This is a genomic window from Paraburkholderia ginsengisoli NBRC 100965, assembly GCF_000739735.1.
Taxonomy (GTDB): Bacteria; Pseudomonadota; Gammaproteobacteria; order Burkholderiales; family Burkholderiaceae; genus Paraburkholderia; species Paraburkholderia ginsengisoli.
This window is the reverse complement of sequence record NZ_BBJF01000025.1, coordinates 15,503-38,578: the sequence shown is the minus strand read 5'-3', so window position 1 is coordinate 38,578 and position 23,076 is coordinate 15,503. Positions and strand designations below refer to the sequence as shown.

The window sequence follows — 23,076 nt, the reverse complement described above, 5'->3', positions numbered from 1 at the left end:
GCAAACGCATAACGGCCGACACTGCAACCGCACCGCCGCCGCCCCGCTGCGCGCGCGTGAATTCAGAAGAACAGCAGCGAGCGCAATTCGATGCTTCGGCGCGCGGGCGCATCTGCTGGGGACATCGGATCGTCGAATGCCGAATGCGCGCTCAGTCGCGCAATCGGATCGCCGGCAGAATCGTAGATCTTCAGCAGCAGGTATTCATCGGGCGTCATGTGCGGGAAGTAGTACCAGCGGTGCCGCGGATTGAACACGAGTGCATAGGTCTCGCCGACCTTGTCCGGATAGACGAGATCCGACGCGACAAGATCGTTGAGCGCGATGCTGCGCGAGTCGCACAGCGCGAGCGGCGACGATTGCACGGTCTCGCCGATCGGCCGCCACAGGTTGACGATCGCCACGCGGCCTTGCAACAGACGCTCCGCCTCGCCCACCGGCAGATGATCGCGCACGCGGCGCGGCCCCGACACGAATGTCTGATCGTTATGGATGTACTTGACGGGTTCGCGCACGCCTTCGGCGCGTTCGGGCTTGCCGTCGCGCAGCGTGTGATCGAACACCACCACGCGCCGCGCGCCGGTGGCCTGCTTGAGCAGCGCTTCGGCCTCCGCATAGTAGACCGCTTCGATTTATGCGGCGTCGGAGAAATCGCTAAGGGCGCTCGCGTGCCGATGCAATTCGAAGCCGTTACGGTCGAGCGACAACGCGCCGGGCGGCGGCGCCACGCGCGCATTCGCAATCCGCACGCGATGCGGCCGGTACACGCCGCTGCGTTTCGGCACACCCGGCGGCGGCTCGTACTGGTAGGAAACGGGCCTCTCGCCGGTGAATTCCAGGTAGTTCAGTTCCGCCTCGATCGTCGTGGCCGACGCAGGCGTATCGATGACGATATCGCTCATGTTCACGTCCTCCTCACGTTAAAACGATTCATTGAAGGGCCGCAGGTCGATTTCCTGCGACCACGCGCTGCGACCCTGTCGATGCAACTGCCAGTAAGCCTCGGCGATATCGGCTGGATCGAGCAGGCCATCGGAACCGCGTTCGGCGACCCGCTGCGGCGACGACGTGCGCAGACGCTCGCCGTCGATGCCGCCGTCGACCACCACATGCGCGACGTGGATATTGCGCGGGCCGAACTCGCGCGCGAGGCTCTGCGTAAGAGAACGCAAGCCGGCCTTGGCCGAGGCAAACGCCGCAAATGGCGGACGGCCACGCAGCGACGCGGTCGCGCCGGTGAACAACAGTGAGCCGCGACCGTTTGCCAGCAACGGTTGCAGCGCCGCGCGAGCGAACAGAAAGCCGCCGAACGTCGTGACGCGCCACGCCGCTTCGAACTGCTCCGCGCTGAGTTCGAGCGTCGGCGCGCGCGTCGCGCCGGCCGCGTTGAAGATCGCGACTTCGAGTGTGCCGCGCTCGCCAAGCTGCCGCGTAATCGCCGCCAGATCGCTTTCGCTGGTGACATCGCCGGGCAATGCGAGCGCGTGGCCGCCGGCGCCGCGAATTGCGTCGACGAGCGCGTCAAGCCGCTCGCGCGAGCGGCCCGTCACCGCGACGGTAAAACCCTCGCGGGCGAAGCGGCGCGCGAGCGCGGCCCCGAGTCCGGCGCTCGCGCCGACACCGGCTATCCACGCAAGACGCGTGTTCTCGTGGTTCTGCTCAACGGGCTCGGTCATCGGAATCTCCATGGCATGCAGCCGCAACACGCGGCGCGTGTTTCAGCGTAGGCGATCGCCGTGCGCGATGGAAATAACGAATCGTGGAATCGAATCGCGGAAAATCTTGCGGCGAAATCAGACCGTCGTTCAGACTTTCATTCGCGTGCGATGTCGAGCGGCACGACGAACATCCCTGCTGTGTATTCCATATGAAAGTACCCACATCGCGCGTAGGCCGCGATGCGTTCGAGCCGCTCCGGCGAATTGCTGCCGTGCGCCGACGCCGCCATCGCCTCATATGAGCGCAAGCGCGCCGCCGACACATGCGTTGCCCAATGCCGCAGAAAAGTACGCGGGTGCCGGACTCCGTCCCAGATAGCTGCCGCAGAACTGGCCATGATGCGCGCTCCATCGATTCAATGCTCTCCAAACCAATCTAGTCATCAGGACAGCGAATCGCAAACAAGCTTTTCTGGAATGGTTTTCGCGCAATCGTGCAGATCGCCGCAGAGCGCCAGGCTCATCGACGTAAAGAACAAACTCCGATATCGATCCGAGGATTCGTTATTGGAGCGCATCGCGGCACGTTCCTATACTCGATCCCGGTCAGCACTCACCTGCGACGAGTGCCAAATCTTCGACAACCACCGAATTCGCCTTATGAGCCTACGTCCACTACACGACCGTCTGATCGTCAAACGTCTTGATCAGGAAACCAGAACAGCGTCGGGGATCGTGATTCCCGAAAGCGCCGCCGAAAAACCCGACCAGGGCGAAGTGATCGCCATCGGACCGGGCAAGCGCGATAGCGACGGCAAGCGTATCGAGCCCGATCTGAAAGTCGGCGAACGCGTGTTGTTCGGCAAATACGCGGGCCAGTCGGTGAAGGTGGACGGTACCGAACTGCTGGTGCTGCGCGAAGAAGACGTCGTCGCCGTCGTCACTCAATAAAGGGAGCCTGGAACATGGCAGCAAAAGGAATCATTTTCAGCGATGTCGCGCGCTCGAAACTCGTCGAAGGTGTAAACATTCTCGCTAACGCAGTCAAGGTGACGCTCGGACCGAAGGGCCGCAACGTGGTGCTGGAGCGCAGCTTCGGCTCGCCGGTCGTGACCAAGGACGGCGTATCTGTCGCGAAGGAAATCGAATTGCCGGATCGCGTGCAGAACATCGGCGCGCAACTGGTGAAGGAAGTCGCATCGCGCACCAGCGACGCGGCCGGCGACGGCACGACCACCGCGACCGTGCTCGCTCAGGCCATCGTGCGCGAAGGTCAGAAGTATGTGGCCGCCGGTCTGAATCCGCTCGACCTGAAGCGCGGTATCGACAAGGCCGTGATCGCGGCGATCGACGAATTGAAGAAGATCAGCAAGCCAACCACCACGAGCAAGGAAATCGCCCAGGTCGCGACGATCTCGGCGAATGGCGAAGAATCGATCGGCCAGCGGATTGCCGAGGCGATCGATCGGGTCGGCAAGGAAGGCGTGATCACCGTCGAAGACGGCAAGTCGCTCGACGACGAACTCGACGTGGTGGAAGGCCTGCAATTCGATCGCGGCTACCTGTCGCCGTATTTCATCAACGATCAGGAGAAGCAGGTCGCGGTGCTGGACAATCCGTTCGTTTTGCTGCACGACAAGAAAGTTTCGAACATCCGCGAGCTGCTGCCGGTGCTCGAACAGGTCGCGAAAGCGGGCCGTCCGTTGCTGATCATTGCCGAAGACGTGGAAGGTGAAGCGCTTGCGACGCTGGTGGTGAACAACATTCGCGGCATTCTGAAAACGGTGGCCGTCAAAGCGCCGGGCTTCGGCGACCGCCGCAAGGCGCTGCTCGAAGACATCGCGATCCTGACCGGCGGCCAGGTGATCGCCGAAGAGACCGGCCTGACGCTGGAAAAAGCGACGCTCGCCGAACTGGGCCAGGCCAAGCGCATCGAGGTCGGCAAGGAAAACACCACCGTGATCGACGGCGCGGGAGAGCGCGGCAATATCGAAGCGCGCGTCAAGCAGATTCGTGCGCAGATCGAAGAAGCCAGTTCCGACTACGACCGCGAGAAGCTGCAGGAACGCGTGGCCAAACTCGCCGGCGGCGTGGCGGTCATCAAGGTCGGCGGCGCGACCGAAATCGAGGTCAAGGAAAAGAAAGACCGCGTCGACGACGCGCTGCACGCGACGCGCGCGGCTGTCGAGGAAGGCATCGTGCCGGGCGGCGGCGTTGCACTGATTCGCGTGCGCAAGGCGATCAGCGGACTCAAAGGCGCGAACGCGGATCAGGACGCCGGCATCAAGATCGTGTTGCGCGCGCTCGAAGAACCGTTGCGCCAGATCGTGACCAACGCCGGTGTGGAGGCAAGCGTCGTGGTCGCGAAGGTCGCCGAGGGCAGCGGCAACTTTGGCTACAACGCTCAGACCGGCGAGTATGGCGACCTCGTCGAATCGGGCGTGCTCGATCCGACCAAGGTCACGCGCACGGCGCTGCAAAACGCGGCATCGGTCGCCGCGCTGCTGCTGACCACCGACGCCACCGTGCACGAAGCACCGAAGGATGCCGCTCCGGCGACGCCCGCGGGCGGACCGGGCGCGCCGGGCGCCGGCTTCGACTTCTGACCTTCCTGCCTGCACCGGCGTATTCATCCGAATACGCCGGTCGATCTCGTTCACCACGGAAACCATGCGCTATTTCAAGCTACTGAAGTCCCTGGCGGTCTGCGCCGCCCTGGCTACCGCGACGCTTCACGCGTATGCCGACAAGCCGTCCGTCATCCGGATCGGCGTCGCCCAGCAAGGCGCGGGCGATCCGCCCACGTTCGGCGGCTCGCCCGCTGCGACCGTGCAATTGCAGCAGTTGCTCGAAAAGGAATTCGCGGCGGACGGCATCAAGGTCCAGTGGCTTTTCTTCAAAGGCGCCGGGCCGGCCGTCAACGAAGCGATCGCCGACAAGTCGCTCGACTTCGCGTTTCAGGGCGACCTGCCCTCAGTGCTCGGGCGGGCCAACGGTTTGAAGACGCACATCCTGCTGGAGTCCGGCGTGCGTGTCGGCATCAAAATCGCCGTGCCGCCGGACTCGGACATCCGTACGATCAAGGACCTCAAGGGGCGCCGCGTCGCCCTCTTTCGCGGCACTAACCTGCAGCTCGTCGCCGACAATGCACTCGCGGCAAACCAGCTCGACGAGCGCGATCTGCGCGTGATCAACCTCGATGTGGCGAGCGCACTCGCGGCGCTGGCGTCGAAAGGGATCGACGCGTCGTTCAACGATTACCACGTCTACAAGCTGCGCGATCAGGGCCTGGCAAAGGTCGTGTACGAATCGCAGACCGACGGTCCGCAATTCACGCGGCAATCGCATCTGCTCGTGCTCGACGACTTCGAGCACGCTCATCCCGACGTCGTTCAGCGCGTGGTGAATGCTTTCGTCAAAGGCGCGCAGTGGTCGTCCGACGAAGCCAACCGCGACGCGCTCTTCAAGCTGTGGGCGCAAAGCGGCGTGAGCTACGCATCGTGGCAGGCCGAGTTCGCGCAACAGCCGCTGAAGGACCGCAACACGCCGCTGATCGACCCGTTCATCGTCGCGCGTTACAAGGCGGTCGCTCAGGATGCGCTCAGGTTGAAACTGATCCGCCAACCGGTCGACGTCGATCACTGGTTCGAACCGCGCTATCTGGACAATGCCCTGCATGCGCAAAAGCTCGATCGCTACTGGACCCGCTACGACGCGGCCGGTAAGCCGCTCAGCTAACGGAGCCCGACCATGAGCGAGACCGCGATTCCACTCGCGCCATCGTCCGCGACGTCTGCCGCCGACGACACGCACCGACTTCCCAAAGCGCGCCGTAGCGGCGAGCGGCTGCGTCATATCGCGTGGCGCCTTGCGCCGTGGCTGCTGCCGGCCGCGTTGCTCGCGCTCTGGACGATCGGCTGCGAGCGCGGCTGGATCGCGCCGCAGATTCTGCCGCCGCCCGGGCGCGTCTACGAGACGTTCGTAGAACTCGCGCAGAGCGGCGACCTCGCGCGTAACACGTTGATCAGCCTGCAGCGCGTGCTGGTCGGGTTCGGGGTCGGCACGCTGGTGGGCTTGGCGATCGGCGCGGCGCTCGGTCTGTCGCGCACGCTAGAAGCGTACGTGCTGCCCGGCTTCAACGCGCTCGTGCAGATTCCGGTGCTCGGCTGGTTGCCGTTTCTGCTGCTGCTCGTCGGAGTCGGCGAACCGCTCAAGTACATCCTGATCGCGCACGCCGCGCTCGTACCGGTGACGCTCAGCACGTTGCAGGGTTTTCGCCAGTCGCCTCCGCATCTCGAGGAAGTGGCGCGCGGCTACGGCTATACCCCGTGGCAGCGGATCGTCCACGTGGTGTTGCCGGCGGCCGTGCCGACGCTCGCGACCGGCGTGCGGCTCGGCTTCACGAAGGCCTGGCTGGCCTTGGTCGTGGTCGAACTGGTCGCGTCGTCCGAAGGGCTCGGCTACCTGATCGTGTACGGGCGGCAACTGTTTCAACTCGATCTGGTGATGGCGGCGGTGGTCGTGGTCGGCGCGATCGGCTTCATCGTGAACCGTCTGCTCGATTCTCTCGAAGCGCGTCTGCGGCGCGGGCAGCCGTCCGCGTTTCGCGAGTGAAGCCGCCGCGAGGCAAAGGAACTTCATGAGCTTTCTGTCGAAACTTCATTTACGCAGCGCACACGCGGGTTTGAAACGAGGCGGACCGCCGCCGTGCGGTTGCGAGTTGCCGCCGCGCAGGAAGACCGCCAAGGCAGTCAAGGCCGACAAGGTCGCGACGGTCGTCGATCGACGCAGGGGCGCGTGGCGCGGCGCGGTATTGCCGCTTGTCGCCATCGCGCTCTGGTCCGTCGTGTCGGCGCTGCACCTCGTGAAGAGCGGTCTGCTGGTGAGCCCGCTCGAAGTGCTGCAAACCGGCTGGCAGCAAACGATAAGCGGCGCGTTGCTGCGGGCGCTGTCCGCATCGCTCGCACGCGAGGCGAGCGGTTTTGTCATCGGCACGGCGGGCGGTTTGCTGCTCGGCAGCCTGCTTGGTTTTTCGCGGCTGGCGCGCCGGATGGTCGGACCGAGCTTCGATACGTTCAAGCAGATTTCGTTGTTTGCATGGATACCGCTGATCTCGGTGTGGTTCGGTTTGGGCGATGCGGCCAAGGTCGTGTTTCTCTCGCTGGCCGCGCTGCTGCCGGTGACCGCGCACACTTGCGACGGCATTCATGCGGTGCCGCGCAGCTACATCGAAGTGGCCCGCGCGTTCCGCTATTCGCGCCTGCAACTGATCGCCTATGTGATTTTCCCCGCTGCTTTACCGTCGATCTTCACCGGCATCTATCTCGCGCTGATCTATTCGTGGCTCGCGACGCTCGGCGCCGAATATCTATTGGTGTCGGGCAGCGGGATCGGCAATCTGCTGATCGACGGCAGCGAGCAGTTCCGGATGGATCTGGTGCTGTTCGGCATCATCGTGGTCGGCCTGACCGGCTGGGCCCTCAATGCGCTGGCTCGCGCGATCGAACGGGCCGTGTTCGCGCGCCGTCCGGCACGCACATCGTAAGGCATGCAAAACATGTCCGATCACTCTCACAGGACCCCTCCCATGACCCTTGCGACCTCGGAAGGACTCGATATTCGGCACGTCCGCAAGCGTTATGTCCAGCATGGCACGACGCTCGATGTGCTCGACGGCATCTCACTGCGCGTGCGCCCCGGCGAATTCATCAGCGTGCTCGGCGCGAGTGGTTGCGGCAAGTCCACCTTGCTGCGACTGATCGCCGGTCTCGACACCGACTACAGCGGCGAAATTCTCGTCGCCGGTGAACGGGTGCGCGACACCTCGCTGCAGCGCGGCATCGTATTTCAGGACCACCGGTTGTTTCCGTGGCTCACCGCGTCGCAGAACATTCTCGCGGCGCTGCGTAACGCACCGTTGACGACAAAACAGAAGCGCGATGCTGTCGCCGAACACATTGCGCTCGTAGGGCTGACGGGCTTCGAGAATGCGTACCCGCACCAGTTGTCGGGCGGCATGGCACAGCGCGTGGCTATCGCGCGCGGGCTGGTCAACCGGCCGCGCGTGCTGCTGCTCGACGAGCCGTTCGGCGCGCTCGACGCACTCACGCGCGCACGTCTGCAAAACGAATTGCAACGCATCTGGGAACAGGAGCGCATCACGATGATTCTCGTCACGCACGACGTGGACGAAGCCGTGTATCTCGGCGATCGTGTCGTGACGATGGCGCCGCGCCCAGGCCGCATCAAGCGCATCGTCGACGTCGCGTTGCCGCGCCCGCGAGATCGCGGCGATGCGCGCTTCATTCGCCTGCGCGATGAAATCGTCGCCGACTTCGGCGAACCCGGCGACGTACGCCATGACTCACACGATTCGCACGGCGGCCACGATGGCCTGGCGTCCGCGCCGGTCGCGCATCCCCCGATTACAGAATGGCGTCTCGCGTGGTGACGCGCGGCCCGGCCTTCGACACGAAGCATAAAAACAGCGGCATTCCACGGAGCAAACGATGAGCGAAAGCAGCGAGAGCAAGCGGCAGATCCGACTAGGCGCGTTTCTGATGGAGACCGGCCACCATATCGCCGCATGGCGCCACCCCGACGCGCATGCGGGCGGCGGCCTCGACTTCCAGCACTATGCGCAGCTCGCGCAGATTGCGGAGCGCGCGAAATTCGACGCGATCTTCTTCGCCGACAGCGTCAGCGTGCGCGACACCAACCTGCCCTCGCTCGCACGCACCGCACGCGCCGATCACTTCGAACCGCTGACACTGCTGTCCGCGCTGTCGGTGGTCACGCAGAACATCGGGTTGATCGCGACGGTGTCGACCACGTTCAATGAGCCCTACAATCTGGCGCGCAAATTTGCGTCGCTCGATCATCTGAGCGGCGGCCGCTCGGGCTGGAATCTCGTGACGTCGAGCACCGAGTCCGAGGCGCTGAACTTCAGTTTCGACCGGCATCCGGATCACAGCGAGCGCTATGAGCGCGCGAAAGAGTTCTACGACGTGGTCGCGGGACTCTGGGATAGCTGGGAAGACGACGCGTTCCTGCGCGACAAGGAAAGCGGCGTGTACTTCGATCAGGACAAGCTGCACGTGCTGAACCATCGCGGCAAGCACTTCAAGGTGCGCGGACCGCTGAATGTCGCGCGCTCGCCGCAAGGCTGGCCGGTCGTCGTGCAGGCAGGCGCGTCGGAGGCCGGCAAGGAACTCGCCGCGCAGACCGCCGAAGTCATCTTCGTCGCGCATCAGACGCTCGAAGAAGCACAGACCTTCTATCGCGACATCAAGAGCCGGCTCGCGCGCTATGGTCGTCAGCCGGAGCACCTGAAGATCATGCCGGGCATTTTCCCGGTGATCGGCAAGACCCAGCAGGAAGCACGCGACAAATTCGACGCGTTGCAGGAACTGATTCATCCGACTGTCGGCTTGTCGTTGCTCACCAACATGTCGGGCGGCATCGATCTGTCGAAGTATCCGCTCGACGGCCCGTTCCCCGAACTGCCGGAAACCAATGGCGGCAAGAGCCGGCAGCGTCTGCTGCTCGATCTCGCGCGACGCGAGAACCTGACGATCCGCGATCTATATCTGCGCATTGCGGGGGCGCGCGGGCATCAGCAGGTGATCGGCACACCCCAGAGCATTGCGGATCAATTGCAGCAGTGGTTCGAGGAAGAAGGCGCGGACGGCTTCAACATCATGTCGCCGTGGCTGCCTGGAGGCTTGAGCGAATTCGCCGAGCTGGTCGTGCCGGAATTGCAGCGACGCGGACTGTTCCGCACCGAATATGAGGGGCGCACGCTGCGTGAAAATCTCGGACTGCCGCGGCCCGTGAATCGCCATGTTCTCGCGGAACGAGAACAGGCAGCCGTGGCCGTTCGCTAGCTAGTGCGTTGCCGGTCCGCGCCGCGTTATCCGATGAGACGTAGCGCGAACGCGGCGCCCCCTGCCAGAGCGAGTATCAGCAACGCGCCGAACATGCTGCCTGCGAGCCACGCGGCGAGCGCATGTCACGGATTCAGTTCGAATCCGCCAGGTCGAAAGCCGGATCGACACGTGGTCGCATCGGGACGGGTACTATCCGCATCGATACAGCGATGCAGAGCCGGCCTGCAAGCGTCGATCCGATCACTCATCATGCGTCTCCCGCAGGCAGCGTATCGAGCAGCGGCCGCGCAAGATGGAGAACCTCGTAGCGGGTGCCGCCCTCGCTCGCAGCCGGCTCGCCTTCCGTCAGCACGATCCGCGTGAACCGCCAACGCTGCGTATCCACGCCGACGACAGCCGCGACCGTCCCAGGCTGCGCAGCGATCCGTCTGTTCCGTTCGGTTTCGCTCGCGAACGCGGCGCTCAGATCGGCGTCGACGGGAATGTCCGCTTCTTCTGCGAGGGCGAAGCGGGCCTGCTGTCCGTGTCCTCTGCACGCGTCGAGCGCGAACCGCGTCCGAATGCTTGCTCGCCCGAACATATCCGTCACGCTCCGATAGCGGCCGCTCGTCAGAAAGACGCGAAATGCTTCGTCGTCGCGCCATAAATAGAGCGACGAATAATTGTTCCCGATCGCCCCGAAGCGCCCCGCTTCGCGCAACAGAAATCCCTTGAAGTACAACTGCCCGGCGCTGTCCCACAGTGGACCTCGGGCCTTCGCCCGTGCGCGGATCGATTCGAGATCGTAGTCGGCGGGCAAGCGGTGTTCATAGTGCGCGAGGATCATGATCGGGACCTGTCTGAACGTGTTGAACGAGATCGGTCCAACGACGATAGCAAGCGGTTGATGATTTGAAAACGCCATGAAAGAATATTTCAGCGATATCAATTTCCAATGGCAAAAAAAATGAAAGCGCTCGACATGGAAGCGGTGCAGGCCTTTGTGATGGTGGCCGATCTGAGCAGTTTCACTCGCGCCGCTGAAGCCCTGGGCACGACGCAATCGGCGGTCAGTCTGAAGATCAGGCGGCTCGAAGAAGGATTGGGGCGGCGTCTGCTCGAACGTACGCCGCGACTCGTGCGTCTTTCGGCGGACGGCCACACGTTCCTGACCTCTGCCCGTTCGCTCGTGGCGGCGCATCAGCACGCGCTCGGTTCGTTCGACGCGGAACAACGGCGACTCGTAGTAGGTATCAGCCATCACATTGTCGGCGCGGAACTGCCGCGCCTGCTCAAGCAGATGAGCGCCGCCGAGCCGCATTGCGTGATGGAGATGCGCGTGTCCACATCGCGCGCGATCCTCGAAGAGTTCGACAGCGGCGCGCTCGACGCGGCAATCGTGCTACGTCACGACAAACGGCGGCGTGGCGGCGATGTCATTCTTGAAGAGAGTTTCGGCTGGATCGCATCGCCGGGCTTCGAGCATCGCACCGGCACACCGCTGCGTCTCGCGACGCAGGCCGAACCATGCAGCGTACGCAGCATGGCGATTACCGCACTCAACCAGGCGGGGATCGCCTGGACCGAGGTCTTCGTCGGCGGCGGCATCACGACAATCGGTGCCGCCGTGCTGGCGGGACTCGCCGTGGCGGCGCTCGGGCGTCGAGTGGCGCCGCCCGGCACGATCGATATCGGCTCGGCCCTCGGTCTGCCTCCGCTGCCGTCTCGCACCGTGATGTTGTATTCGAATCTGACCGATCAACAGGCGCGCCGTTCGTTGAGGACGTTGTCGGCCGCGATCCGGTCGACGGCGGGTTGATTACCGATTTATCAGCACGGCTAACGTTCAAGGTTCGACTGGCCTGAATCGTTGTCCCGCCACATGACACTATGAAGCGCCTATCGACGCGCGTCGGGACTCGCACCGGATGCACCAGCGAGCAAGCGCGTGGCGCCCCACTGAAACGCGCCGCACAACACGAGATACACCAGACCGACGAACAGGAAAATCTGCGCCGGATAGACCATCAACCGGCTATTCACCTGATTCGCGAGAAACGTGAACTCCTGCACGCCGACGATATACGCGAGCGACGTGTCCTTGATCAACGACACCCACTGATTGACGAACGACGGCGTCATCGTGCGAATCGCCTGCGGCAGCAGCACATGGCGCAATGCCTGGCCGCGCGTCATGCCGAGCGACAACGCAGCCTGCCATTGCCCATCGCCTACCGCGACGATGCCCGCCTGCACCGAATGAGACAGATACGCGCCGCCGATCAGCGCGAGCGCGCAGACCACGGTCGCGAGTCCGGGGACGTCGATGTGCAGCAGCACCGGCATCAGAAAGAACGTCCAGAAGATCAGCATCAGCACGGGAATCGCGCGAAAGAAACCCACGACCGCGAGCAACAGCATATGGACTACGCCGCGCGTCATCACGAGCGCAATGCCGCCTGCCACGCCGAACAGCGCCGACAGCAGTGCCGAGGTCAGCGTCAACACCACGGTAAGCGCAATGCCGCCAAGCGGGCCGTTGGGGAATGCGCCGGTCAGCAGATAGCGCAGAATAGGCAACCAGTCTGCTGCATTCATGAGTGCTCTCCGCGCTGGATCCGCAAGCCGCGCGCGCTAACGCCTCCGCGCCGCTGCCAGATCAGCAACGCAACTTCGATCGCGGCGATCGCCACAATATAAAGTACGGTCGCCATGCCGAACGACTGGAACGTCTTGAGCGTTTCCGTCTCGACCTGGCGCGACGAATACGAAAGCTCCGCAAGGCCGATCGCCATCGTCAGCGACGAGTTCTTGATGACGTTCATGTATTGCCCGGCAAGCGGCGGCGTCGCGATCCGCACCGCTTGCGGCAAGATCACATGGCGGAAGGTCGCGAAGCGCGTCAGACCAAGCGCGGCCGCCGCCTGATACTGGCCGTCGCGCACGCCGCGCATCCCCGCGCGGAATTCCTCGCCAATGAAAGTCGTCGAATAGCACGTGAGGCCGAACCAGCCGGCGACGAATTCGAACGTCGGCCAACTCAGCGTGAGCGGTCCAAGCGCGATCGTGTGGGGTGTATTGAGCCAGTTCATCACGCTGTCGGGCAGCAGCATGGCCGCGCCAAAATACCAGAACAGCAGTTGCACAAGCAGCGGCGAGTTGCGGAACACCAGCACGTAGCCGGAGGCCGCGCGGCGCAACGCGGCATGAGTGGCGCTGCGCGCGAGCGCCAGCGCAAAACCGAGCAGCGTCGCGCATAGGATCACCGCGACCGATAGCGCCAGTGTCATCGCGAAGCCGTGCCATATCCACGCGACATAGCGAGGTTCGAGCCACGCGTTCATCGTCATCATCCAGAAGCTATTGCACTTACAGAAACAAAACGAACCGGCCCGCCGTCACGAAGACGGCAGGCCGGACAGTGAGCGCGGGAAAACGCTCAGCTCTTTTGCGGATCGCCGATCTTGAACAGACGTGGCAACGGCGCCTTGCTCGACGGACCGAACCACTGATCGTAGATCTTCGCGGCGTTGCCATTTGCCTCGAGGCCCGTCAGCGTATCGTTGACTACGCTCAGCAGACGCGCTTCGTTCTTCGGCACGCCGACGCCCTCATAGTCGTTCGAAATCGTGAACGGCGGGATCTCGTACTTCTCCTTGTCGGGCACGTTGGCGAGCAAAGCGACCAGCTTCGGGCCGTCCTGCGTGATCGCCTGCACGTTGCCCGCACGCAGCGCGGCGAACGCGAACGGCGTGTCGTCATAGGCGACGATGGTCGCCGCCGGGAACTGCGCGCGGACCTGCTGCTCGTTTGTCGTGCCCTTGTCCGCGCCAATGCGCAAACTGCCCAGTTGCTGCGGCGAATTCAACACTCCCTTCTTCGCGATGAACTGCGTGCCCGACGCGAAATACGGCGTGCTGAAATCGATTTCCTTCTTGCGCTCGTCGGTGATCGTGAAATTCGCGAAGACCAGGTCGACCTTGCTCGACTTCAGAAACGCAATGCGATTGGCGGGATTGGTCGGCTGAATCTCGAGCTTGACGCCGAGTTTCGCGGCGACGGCGCGTGCGTAGTCGACGTCGAGCCCGACGATCTGATTCGTCTTCGGATCGACGAAGCCGAACGGCGGATTGCTGTCGAAAGTCGCGACGCGCAACACGCCGGCTTTCTTGATGTCGTCGAGTCGATCGGCGTGTGCGACGCCCGACAAGGTCAGCAGCAAGCCGACTACAGCGGCGCTGCGAGTCCAGATTTTCATATGCGAGTCCCGTGGTTATCCAGTCGATGCTTCTAATGATTCGAGCAGCTCCGTGCTCTTGGCGGCGACTGTAGCAGCGCGGGACTTCGCGCCGAACCAACGATTTGTCAGGTGCTAAGTCGGCACTGTCATAACGGCGCGGTGGCGCATCGACAAAATGCCGGACAGACCCGGGACAGTCATAGCGGATATCACCTCATACCCGAGGCTTTCAGACTTCAGCCAATGCCGCCGCCTGCGACGTACATGATTTGCCCCGTCACATACGAGGACTCCGGCGCCGCCATAAAGCAGATCGCCGCGGCGATTTCTTCCGGAAGACCGAGCCGGTTTTGTGGCGTATCGCGCATGCTTTGCGTGTAGATATCCTTCATCCACCCCTGCTCCTGCACGGAAAGCGGCAACGGGTTGCGCGGCGTCGCGCGCACTCCGTTGTCGATAGCACCGGGCGACACGCAATTGACACGCACACCGTATTCGGCCAATTCCATCGCCATGCACACGGTCGCCGCATGCACGCCACCTTTGGACGCCGAATACGGCACGCGATGAATTCCGCGCGTCGCAATCGATCCAACATTGACGATAGAGCCTGTACCTTGCGCTTTCATCACCGGAATGACGGCCCGGCATGACCAAAGGGTTGGCCAAAGAGAGCGGGCCACCTCTCTTTCCATCTCCTGCGGCGCGTATTCCCAAAACGGCTTAGCCCAGATCGTCCCACCAACGTTGTGAACGGCCACGTCTATTCGCCCATACTGCTCCAACGCGGCATCGACCATCCGGTTCGCGCCCGCGTGCGTCTCCAGATCAGCGGCAACGCTAATTGCAGCCCCGCCGTTCAGCGCGATTTCCTGCTTCACGAGTTCACATTGTTCGTGTGCCCGGTCGACCAGTATGAGTGCCGCGCCTTCTCTGGCCAGACGTAAGGCCGTGGCCCGGCCAATTCCTTGCGCCGCGCCGGTGACGAGAGCCACCTGGGCATTGAAGCGATCATTAGACATGTTGTTGATTGGAGCGTGTCGTTAAGGAGCGCGAGAAGCCAACGGAAAAGACGCGTGGCACGCGAGGGCCACGCGTCTCGAAGCGAACGACTCAATGCGCTATGGCGAGATTTCCGTCAACGACGCGAGTTGTCGTGCGAATCGCGATGACAGCCAGCAGCGCCGCAGCAAGCGGAACCGCCAATGCCAGATAGAAACCACCGGGGCCGCCGAAACCAAGCACCGTTCCACCCACCGCGGAGCCGGCAATTGCGCCGACCCGACCCATGCCGATAGCCCAGCCGGTCGCGGTGGCGCGCAACTCCGTCGGATAGGCACCGACCACCAGATAGTTCAGCGCGATCTGTTGACCGCCAATGCCGAGACCCGCTGCGCCGGCGAGCACAAAAACAAGCCCCCATTCAGTTCCCGCGTAGGCCAATCCGGTAGAAATCGCAATGCCCAGTGCGAGCAGCACAATCAACAGTTTGCGTGTGCTGACCCGCGGAAGCAGCATCGAAAGCGGAATCGCACAGACGATGAACACGGCATTCACGATTACCGTGCCCATCGGCGCCTGTGCTGCCGGCAGACCCGCTGCTTTCAACACGGTGGGCAGCCACGACAGAAACATGAACCAGGCCACCCAGTTGCACAGGTACACGGCCCAGATGGCGACCGTATTGCGCGCATTGCCGTTCGCAAACAGGGCGGCCACGCTTGCCCGCGTCACGGACTCGGGAACCTGAAATACCGCGTCTGCCGGCAATGGGACAATCAATATACGCTGCAAGATCTTGCGCACACGTGACTCGCTCTGGTTCCGCTCCCGGCTCACCAGGTAGTGAAGGGATTCAGGGAGCGTGAAGAACAGCACGACGAGGAGTACCAGCGGTGCACCTCCGCCCACGAGGAATACGCCTTGCCAGCCGATCACCGGCATCATGCGCGCGGCAAGCAGTCCGCCGAGCATTGCCCCGGCGGGCAGTCCCAACAGCACGCCGGTCATGATCGAGCCGCGATGGCGCGCCGACCCGTACTCTGCTGCGAGCGCGAGCAGAACCGGTGTGCAGCCGCCCATGCCCAGCCCCGCGACGAAGCGCAGTAGCAGGATGTGACTGGTGCTGGTTGAAAACGCGGTGAGCAACGACGCGATGCTGAAGACGGCTACGCCGCCAAGCAGGGCCGGACGACGGCCGATTCTGTCTCCGATCAGACCAAGGGTCATCGCGCCGATTGTCATGCCGAGCGTGCCCGCAATCAGGATCGGCGCAAGATCGCCAGCTCGCAAGCCAAACGCCGCGACGATTGCCGGTCCAGTGTATGCAATCGCCTGGGTATCGAACCCATCGAACAGTGCAGTCGCAAAACAAAGAATGAAAATGGCCCATTGATAAGGCTGAAGCGGCTGCCGATCAATGAGCGATGAAATGCTGAGGGGCGGGTTCAAAGATGTCTCCTGCTTGCGCGAGCGCGTAGGTTTTGCTTTTTATCGGTCGGCGACCTCGTTGCAGACTATGGGAGTTGGCATGCATCCGTCCAATACTGATTGGGATGAATTTCATACCCGCAGTGCATAGTCGCCCGGCGGCCGGCAGATGTATTGCGTTTAACCGTCTTCACTTGCAAACGCGCGAACAGGCGAATGTTCGACTTTCAATCCCGGCGTTCAACGCGTGTGCCACACCGAAGCCTTCCTCCGACACGCGATTGTTGCTGGGTTAGTCAGGCAATACGGCCACGGCCTTGATTTCGACGATGTAGCCTGGCGCACCGCCAAGCATGTGCGCGCCCACGGCCGTCCACGCCGGCAGCGGACCGGTAGTGAGGTAGCGGTCGCGTACCTGCATGAACAATGACAGGTCACGCATGTCGGTATGAAACGTGGTCAAGTCCACCACGTTGCTAAGTGATGCGCCTGCAGATGCCAGCACGAGCTGGAGATTCTCGAAGGCCTGCACCATTTGTGCTTCGCGCCCTTCGACCAGCTGCATAGCCGCGTCACGGCCAATCTGGCCGGAAACGTAAATCGTGTTGCCGACCTTGACCGCGGGTGCGTAGCGTATTTTCTCGTACACCGCTTCCATTCCGGCAGGGATAATGGCTTCCGGTCTGTTCATGCAATTCGTCTCCTGTGAAGTCTTCTTTTGATCGCTGCCCGCGCAATGGACCCGGCATTGATCGGTTAGCCGGTGTCCCCGCCTGCTACCGGCAATACCGTCCCGGTGATATAGCCCGCCTCGTCCGAAGCGAGGAAGAGGATCGGCGCGACCTGTTCGTCGATGCTGCCGTAGCGCTTAAGAAAGGTCGATTCGGTGACCTGCTTCACCGCCTCGCCCATCCACGCCTTTTCCTGCTCGCTGTCACCCGCGGTATTGCGCGGGATACGGCGCGCAGGCGCATCCGTCCCGCCCGGCGCGGTGGCGACGACACGGATGTTGTGCTCCGCGTACTCCATCGCCAGCGACTGCGTCATCGCGTTGACCCCACCCTTGGCCGCCGAATACGGTACGCGGCGAATGCCGCGCGTGGCATTCGAGGAGACATTGACGATGGTGCCGCCACCACGCGCGAGCAGGTGTGGCAACACAGCATGGCACGCGTACAGCGTAGGCATTAGCGAACGGCGTATTTCCGCATCGATCTGCGCGGGTTCGAACTCGGCGAAAGGACGCATCCGGATCGCGCCACCGACACCATTGATCAGGATGTCGATGCCGCCGAACCGCCGCACGGCAAAAGCCATCGCCGATGCCGCACCGTCGTACGTCTCGAGATCGGCGACGAAGCCTGCCGTCTCCGCACCACTCGCTTCGGCCGCCACTTCGGTGACGAAGTCAGCGCGATCGACGAACAGCACCCTGGCGCCTTCGGCAGCCGCCCGCAGCGCCACGCCGCGGCCGATGCCCTGCGCGGCGCCGGTGACGACCACCACCTTGCCGGCGAATCGTTGGGAGTTCATGCGGTCCTCGCTGCTGCGTTGGGGGTGAACTTCTCGTAGTGAAAGCAATTGGGCTTTACGCCGGTGTCGTCGAAATGCTTACGCACCGCGTCGACCATCGGCGGCGGCCCGCACAGATAGACGTCGACATCGCCATCGTTCAGCGCCTCGGCCGGCATGTGTTGCGTCACCCAGCCCTTGCGGGGATGCGTCGAATCGGCGTCGGCCACAACCGTGCTGAAGGTGAAGTGCGGCAACTTCGCCACGTACGCTTCGATGGCATCGACCTGAACCAGGTCGAGCTCTCGCGTCACGCCATAAATCAGGTGGACCCTTTGCTGCGACCCGGTGCGCGCCAGAACTTCCAGCATCGACAGAAAGGGTGCGAGGCCCGTGCCGCCGGCCAGAAACAGCAAGGGCTTGTCTCCCGCTCGCAGATAGAAGCTGCCAAGCGGCCCGGTCAGCTCCAGCTTGTTGCCCGGCTGGGCGGCATCGAGCCAGGTGCTCATCACGCCGCCGGTGATTCTCTTGATCAGAAAGCTGATTTTCGAATCACCCGGTGCCGACGAAAACGAATACGAACGATGCTGCCCGCTGCCTGGCACATCGATGTTCACGTATTGACCCGGCAAAAACACCGGCGCCGTCGCATCCACGTCCAGTTCGAGCACGACGGCCGCATCGCCGTGCGATTCGACCTTCGATACCGTCGCGGCAAACCGGGTCTGTTCAGTCTTGCACGCGCTCGACGATGCGGGCACCGCAATCACGCAATCGCTTTCCGGCACCATCTGACAGGTGAGTACGAGGCCGCTCTCCTTCTCGTCCTCGCTGAGCGCATCTTCGATGTAGTCGTCGCCCAGGTCGTAGCTGCCGCTTTCGGCGCGGCATTTGCACGTGCCGCAGACGCCATCGGAGCAATCCATCGGCAGGTTGATCTTTGCGCGAAAGGCGGCATCTAGCACCTTCTCGCCCGCCTTGCAGGTGACGAAGCGGGTCACGCCGTCTTCGAAATTCAGTGCAACGTTATAGCTGGACATCTTGCCTCCTGTACTCTCATTTCCACCGATGCTCGATATCAAACGTGATAAATGTCGAGCACCTGGCGGATGTAGTCGTCCTTGAGCACGATCTGCTTGTACGAAATGAGCAGTTCGTCGTTGATCCTGCGCAGCGTCACGAACATCGTGCCGAAAAACTGGTCGGTGGTTTTATAGCGATGACTGAGCGTGTTGAAGTTGTAGCGCACGTCCACTTCGTTCTCGCGCTCGGCCATCACTTCCACATTGGTGACGTTGTGACTGGTGCGTGGTTCCGGCATCGAAGCGCCGCTTCGCTCTGTCTTGATGCGGAACACGCGGTCTTCCAGACCACCGCGGTCCGGGTAATACATCAACGAGATCTGGCTCTCGTGGTCGTCGGTGAGCTGGTCGTCGTCATCCCACGCCGGCATCCAGTAAGTGACGTCGTCGGTGTAGCAGGCAAGCCATGCGTCCCACTGGCGGTCATCGAGCAGACGAGCCTCGCGGTACAGCACGGCGCAGATTTTCTGGTAATCGAAGCTCATACCAGCGCCTCCGCCTGTTCTTTCTTCAGTGCGTCGCGCATCACATGCGCCCAGTATTCGTGCTGACACACAAAGAGGCCTTCGTCTTCGCTACGCTCGCCCGAGATCAGCGGCTTGAGCCCCATACTTTTCGCATTCGCGTCGGGGCCTTCCACCCACAACGGCGCGCCGCGCGAAAGGTCGTTCCACAGCGCAGCGGTACCCGCATATCCCGCCTGGCAGGCGCGGAATTCTTCAAGATCATCTGCGGTGCCCATTCCCGAGACATTGAAGAAGTCCTCGTATTGGCGGATGCGGGTAGCACGGTCGGCAGCGCTCTCGCCCTTCGGTGCAAAGCAGAAAATGGTGACTTCGGTCTTGTCTACGCTGATTGGACGTACCACGCGAATCTGGGTACTGAACTGGTCCATCAGAAACACGTTCGGATACAGGCACAGGTTGCGAGTCTGATTGACGATGAAATCCGCCTTGACTTCGCCGACGCGCGCCTTGATTTCGTCGCGCCGCTCATAGACCGGGCGAACTTCCGGGTTCATCGTCTTGGTCCACAGCAGAATGTGGCCGTGCTCGAAGCCGTACACTCCGGCCACCGACTTGCTCCAGCTGTTCGCGTCCACGGCCTTGGTACCGTCGACCTTGCGCCGGTCCATCGTCGCGGCGTAGTTCCAGTGCACGGTGCTAACGTGGTAGCCGTCGCAGCCGTTCTCCATCTGCATCTTCCAGTTGCCGTCGTAGATGTACGAGGAATTGCCACGCAACACTTCGAGTCCGTCCGGCGCCTGGTCGACGATCTGATCGATGATGACCTTGGTCTCGCCGAGGTAGTCTTCCAGCGAAATCGCGTCGGCGTTGAGGCTGCCGAACAGGAACCCGCGATAGCTCTGGAAACGTGCGACTTTCTTCAGATCGTGTGAGCCGTTGGTGTTGAATTGCACCGGGTATTCAGTGGTTTTCACGTCCTTCACTTTCAGCAGCTTGCCGGTGTTGGCGAAGCTCCAGCCGTGGAATGGGCAGGTGAACGTCCCCTTGTTGCCGTGCTTTTTCCGGCACAGCATCGCGCCCTTGTGCGCGCAGGCATTGATCACTGTATGCAGTTCGCCGCTCTTGTCGCGCGTGATTACTACGGGCTGACGGCCAATCCAGGTCGTGTAGTAGTCGTTGTTGTTCGGAATCTGACTTTCATGCGCGAGATAAACCCAATTGCTTTCGAAGATATGCTTCATCTCGAACTCGAACAGATCGGCGTTCGTGAAGATATCGCGGCGGCAACGGAATACGCCGTTTTCCCTGTCATCCTGAACGGCGGTGTGCAGCAGTTCATTCAACTGCCTGGCTTTGTCGATAATTGCGGACATGTGTACTCTCCTACGCGTGCTCCAGCTATGGAGTACGCGCATCGGTGTCGAAAGAATCTTGCGGAGAAATGAGCGGCAGCAGCGGTACGACTGAGCAGCCGCGTAGCGCGATTACGCCGTGGCGGATGCGCGTAGGCGATTGACGAGTTGGTTATCCCTACCCTGAACCAGCGGAGTCAACGCGATGTTGAACTCGATTTCCTTATACGCGTCGGTCTTCATGCCCAGTGCAGTACCGCCGATCTTTTCGACCACTGGCGGAATCAGATCTTCGCGAGTGGCGTACGCAAAATCGTCCCAAATCAGAGGATCACCCTCGATGTTGATTTGCGTGGTCAGCTTGCGGTATTTGTCGGTGGTAACAAAGAAGTGGACGTGGGCGGGACGATTGCCGTGGCGACCGAGTACATCCAGCAACTGCTGGGTCGCGCCCTGCGGTGGGCAGCCGTAACCGACCGGCATGAGCGTACGGAATTCGTATTTGCCATCGACAGCCGTGCTGACCGCACCGCGCAGATTGAACTCGCTTTGCGCGCCGGTCGGGTCGAAGTGCGAATAGAAGCCTTTGGAGTTCGCGTGCCAGCATTCGACCACCGCGCCTGCAACCGGTTCGCCGTCCGGGCCAGTCACCGTGCCTCGAATGACCAGCGGCCCTGCGTCCTCGTCGGGGTTGACGTCGATTCTGGACACGGCGTCGCGCAACGGAGCACCAGCGACGTACAGCGGACCTTCAATGGTACGCGGCGTGCCGCCGGTGATTTCCGCTGCCTTATCCGCTGCGTCCATGCGAATGTCGAGAAATTTTTCCAAACCGAGACCCGCAGCAAGCAAGGCCGCTTCGCCATCCCGGCCGAGTTTGTTGAAGTAATGAACGCCGGCCCAGATTTCGTCGGGCGTTATATCGAGGTCGTCGATGGCCTTGAACAGGTCGCCCAGCAGCCGACTGACAATCTGCTGGACGCGAGCACTGCCGTCCTCGCTGCCGACGTTAGCAGCAGCCTTCAGCAGGTCTTGCGCTTCCTTCGTATCGAACACTTTGACGTTCATGTCTGCTCCTGAGTCTCTATTTTTCGTGGGGTTAACCCTTGGTTTAGCACCCCTCTAAATATGCCTGGGAGGTATAATCTGGTGTCGAAACAGGGTGTGAATGCAGAATAATGGACGCCGGAACGCGCCGTCCAACACTGATTTAGTATCGGGTTATATCCGGGAGGTATGGAAATGGAATTGCGCCATCTTCGCTATTTCGTCGCGGTAGCCGAGGAACGCAATTTCACGCGGGCGGCACAGCGACTGAACATGGCCCAGCCGCCTTTGAGTCGGCAGATACAGCAACTCGAAGAGATCCTGCAGGTGCAACTCTTCCAGCGCGACTCGCGTCCCTTGAAGCTGACAGAGACGGGCAAGTTCTTTTACTCTCATGCCGTCCAGTTGCTGGCTCAGACTTCCGAACTTGAATCGATGACACGACGCGTGGGCAATATCGAGCGCAGCCTCTCGGTCGGTTTCGTCGGCTCGACGCTGTATGGAATGCTGCCAAAAATCATTCGGCGCTTCCGCGACGAGAATACGACCGTCGAACTCAGCCTCCACGAGATGTCGACGATGGACCAGATCAGGGCGCTGAAGGATGGTCAGATCGATGTAGGGTTCGGCCGTATCCGGCACGAGGACGTCAACATCCGCCGGGTCATTCTTCGCGAGGAGAAGATGATCGTTGCGTTACCGGAGGGCCATCCGCTTTCCCTGATCAAACCCGTCCTCGGTCTCAGCGACCTGGTCAACGAGACGCTGATCATCTTCCCGAAGGCGCCACGGCCCAGTTACGCGGATCAGGTGCTATCCGCATTCGAAGACCGGGGTCTCAAGCCTCGCCGGATATATGAAGTACGGGAATTGCAGATAGCACTGGGCCTCGTAGCAGCAGGAGAAGGAATCTCTGTCGTTCCGAGTAGTGTGTATGGTCTGAAGCGGGACGATGTGAGCTACAAGGAACTCGACGACCCTACCCTCGTCTCGCCCATCATCATGAGCATGCGTGCACTGGACGAGTCGCCGGACATTCGGGAAATGCTCGAACTCATCTATCGGCTATACGAAGAAGAAAGAATAAGCTACGCACCCCGTAGCGATTCTGGACGATGAGTTCGCGATACCCGCTGTCCAAGCTCTATTCGAGTTAGCGCTGACGTTCTTTAACACTTGCGCGACCTCATCGTCGCTAGAATGACTCGCGACTTCATCGCCCCCAGCTAGAGTTATCACATCTGATTCAGGGCGTACATGTCCTGCTTTCAAGCGCTTATTTCGCTGGTGCGTTTCCCTTTTTTGCAACGGCGCATCCGTACGGTGCAAGTCGCCGCGGCCACGTGGTCGAGTCTCGTGCCCGGAGCGTTACGATTTCAGGCAATGTTGGCCTGAGAGAGCATCCATGTCATTTCACTTC

Annotated in this window: 23 protein-coding genes and 1 pseudogene; 9 read left to right on the top strand and 15 right to left on the bottom strand. The window is 61.9% G+C overall.

The genetic code is table 11. The features are described from left to right. Window positions 1–62 precede the first annotated feature (62 nt). The 3 genes and pseudogenes from BGI01S_RS27180 to BGI01S_RS30405 all read right to left on the bottom strand — a co-directional run bounded on the left by BGI01S_RS27180 (window position 63) and on the right by BGI01S_RS30405 (window position 2,056). Window positions 63–902 (bottom strand): annotated as a pseudogene (locus BGI01S_RS27180) (CmcJ/NvfI family oxidoreductase). Window positions 903–920: 18 nt separating this feature from the next. Continuing rightward, window positions 921–1,676, bottom strand: a complete 756-nt coding sequence (locus BGI01S_RS27175) for an SDR family NAD(P)-dependent oxidoreductase (RefSeq protein ID WP_042329467.1) — start codon at window positions 1,674–1,676, stop codon at window positions 921–923. 137 nt (window positions 1,677–1,813) lie between these two features. Next, on the bottom strand, window positions 1,814–2,056 hold the full coding sequence (locus BGI01S_RS30405) for a hypothetical protein (protein WP_157004269.1): 243 nt from the start codon (window positions 2,054–2,056) through the stop codon (window positions 1,814–1,816). Window positions 2,057–2,318: 262 nt separating this feature from the next. Here BGI01S_RS30405 and BGI01S_RS27170 point away from each other — a divergent pair, with 262 nt between their 5' ends. From BGI01S_RS27170 to BGI01S_RS27140, 7 genes are all read left to right on the top strand, one after another. Next, window positions 2,319–2,609 carry a co-chaperone GroES gene (locus tag BGI01S_RS27170; RefSeq protein ID WP_042329466.1) on the top strand — a complete coding sequence of 97 codons (291 nt, stop codon included), beginning with the start codon at window positions 2,319–2,321 and terminating at the stop codon, window positions 2,607–2,609. 14 nt (window positions 2,610–2,623) lie between these two features. After that, window positions 2,624–4,264, top strand: coding sequence for a chaperonin GroEL (gene groL / locus BGI01S_RS27165; RefSeq protein WP_042329464.1), 1,641 nt, complete (start codon window positions 2,624–2,626; stop codon window positions 4,262–4,264). 64 nt (window positions 4,265–4,328) lie between these two features. Continuing rightward, window positions 4,329–5,396 (top strand): ABC transporter substrate-binding protein, encoded by a 1,068-nt coding sequence (locus BGI01S_RS27160; protein WP_042329462.1) that lies wholly within the window; start codon window positions 4,329–4,331, stop codon window positions 5,394–5,396. Between the two features lie 12 nt (window positions 5,397–5,408). Continuing rightward, window positions 5,409–6,272, top strand: coding sequence for an ABC transporter permease (locus tag BGI01S_RS27155; RefSeq protein ID WP_042329461.1), 864 nt, complete (start codon window positions 5,409–5,411; stop codon window positions 6,270–6,272). Window positions 6,273–6,297: 25 nt separating this feature from the next. Next, window positions 6,298–7,203: an ABC transporter permease gene (locus BGI01S_RS27150; protein WP_084585516.1), complete on the top strand. Its 906-nt coding sequence runs from the start codon at window positions 6,298–6,300 to the stop codon at window positions 7,201–7,203. A gap of 42 nt (window positions 7,204–7,245) precedes the next feature. Continuing rightward, window positions 7,246–8,109, top strand: coding sequence for an ABC transporter ATP-binding protein (locus BGI01S_RS27145; protein ID WP_042329460.1), 864 nt, complete (start codon window positions 7,246–7,248; stop codon window positions 8,107–8,109). A 58-nt stretch (window positions 8,110–8,167) separates the two neighbouring features. Next, complete coding sequence (locus BGI01S_RS27140; protein ID WP_042329459.1) at window positions 8,168–9,544, top strand: LLM class flavin-dependent oxidoreductase; 1,377 nt, start codon at window positions 8,168–8,170, stop codon at window positions 9,542–9,544. Window positions 9,545–9,794: 250 nt separating this feature from the next. Here the strand turns inward: BGI01S_RS27140 and BGI01S_RS27135 are convergent, their stop codons facing one another. Continuing rightward, window positions 9,795–10,451: a DUF4865 family protein gene (locus BGI01S_RS27135; RefSeq protein WP_232624456.1), complete on the bottom strand. Its 657-nt coding sequence runs from the start codon at window positions 10,449–10,451 to the stop codon at window positions 9,795–9,797. 42 nt (window positions 10,452–10,493) lie between these two features. Here BGI01S_RS27135 and BGI01S_RS27130 point away from each other — a divergent pair, with 42 nt between their 5' ends. Further along, the gene (locus BGI01S_RS27130; RefSeq protein WP_042329458.1) at window positions 10,494–11,345 is read left to right on the top strand and encodes a LysR family transcriptional regulator; all 852 of its coding nucleotides are present in this window, start codon (window positions 10,494–10,496) and stop codon (window positions 11,343–11,345) included. Between the two features lie 80 nt (window positions 11,346–11,425). On the opposite strand, the gene BGI01S_RS27125 is transcribed toward BGI01S_RS27130, so the two are convergent. The 11 genes from BGI01S_RS27125 to catA form a co-directional block, all read right to left on the bottom strand. After that, the gene (locus BGI01S_RS27125; RefSeq protein WP_042329457.1) at window positions 11,426–12,124 is read right to left on the bottom strand and encodes an amino acid ABC transporter permease; all 699 of its coding nucleotides are present in this window, start codon (window positions 12,122–12,124) and stop codon (window positions 11,426–11,428) included. Then, window positions 12,121–12,870, bottom strand: coding sequence for an amino acid ABC transporter permease (locus BGI01S_RS27120; RefSeq protein ID WP_042329455.1), 750 nt, complete (start codon window positions 12,868–12,870; stop codon window positions 12,121–12,123). Before BGI01S_RS27120 ends, BGI01S_RS27125 begins: the two co-directional genes overlap by 4 nt. A gap of 95 nt (window positions 12,871–12,965) precedes the next feature. Further along, a complete protein-coding gene (locus BGI01S_RS27115) occupies window positions 12,966–13,784 on the bottom strand; it encodes an ABC transporter substrate-binding protein (protein ID WP_042329454.1) in 819 nt (272 codons plus the stop codon). 218 nt (window positions 13,785–14,002) lie between these two features. After that, window positions 14,003–14,788, bottom strand: coding sequence for a 1,6-dihydroxycyclohexa-2,4-diene-1-carboxylate dehydrogenase (locus BGI01S_RS27110; RefSeq protein WP_042329453.1), 786 nt, complete (start codon window positions 14,786–14,788; stop codon window positions 14,003–14,005). 91 nt (window positions 14,789–14,879) lie between these two features. Continuing rightward, window positions 14,880–16,217 (bottom strand): MFS transporter, encoded by a 1,338-nt coding sequence (locus BGI01S_RS27105; protein WP_042329451.1) that lies wholly within the window; start codon window positions 16,215–16,217, stop codon window positions 14,880–14,882. 271 nt (window positions 16,218–16,488) lie between these two features. Next, window positions 16,489–16,887, bottom strand: a complete 399-nt coding sequence (locus tag BGI01S_RS27100; RefSeq protein WP_042329450.1) for a RidA family protein — start codon at window positions 16,885–16,887, stop codon at window positions 16,489–16,491. Window positions 16,888–16,952: 65 nt separating this feature from the next. Continuing rightward, window positions 16,953–17,729, bottom strand: a complete 777-nt coding sequence (gene benD, locus BGI01S_RS27095; protein ID WP_042329449.1) for a benzoate diol dehydrogenase BenD — start codon at window positions 17,727–17,729, stop codon at window positions 16,953–16,955. After that, the gene (gene benC / locus BGI01S_RS27090) at window positions 17,726–18,748 is read right to left on the bottom strand and encodes a benzoate 1,2-dioxygenase electron transfer component BenC (protein ID WP_042329448.1); all 1,023 of its coding nucleotides are present in this window, start codon (window positions 18,746–18,748) and stop codon (window positions 17,726–17,728) included. Before benC ends, benD begins: the two co-directional genes overlap by 4 nt. Before the next feature lie 38 nt (window positions 18,749–18,786). Continuing rightward, complete coding sequence (gene benB / locus BGI01S_RS27085) at window positions 18,787–19,275, bottom strand: benzoate 1,2-dioxygenase small subunit (protein ID WP_042329447.1); 489 nt, start codon at window positions 19,273–19,275, stop codon at window positions 18,787–18,789. Next, window positions 19,272–20,630, bottom strand: coding sequence for a Rieske 2Fe-2S domain-containing protein (locus BGI01S_RS27080; protein ID WP_042329446.1), 1,359 nt, complete (start codon window positions 20,628–20,630; stop codon window positions 19,272–19,274). Before BGI01S_RS27080 ends, benB begins: the two co-directional genes overlap by 4 nt. Before the next feature lie 111 nt (window positions 20,631–20,741). After that, the gene (catA, locus tag BGI01S_RS27075) at window positions 20,742–21,677 is read right to left on the bottom strand and encodes a catechol 1,2-dioxygenase (protein WP_042329445.1); all 936 of its coding nucleotides are present in this window, start codon (window positions 21,675–21,677) and stop codon (window positions 20,742–20,744) included. Between the two features lie 174 nt (window positions 21,678–21,851). On the opposite strand from catA, the gene BGI01S_RS27070 reads away from it, so the two are divergent. Continuing rightward, window positions 21,852–22,775, top strand: coding sequence for a LysR family transcriptional regulator (locus BGI01S_RS27070; RefSeq protein WP_042329444.1), 924 nt, complete (start codon window positions 21,852–21,854; stop codon window positions 22,773–22,775). The last annotated feature ends 301 nt before the right edge of the window (window positions 22,776–23,076 follow it).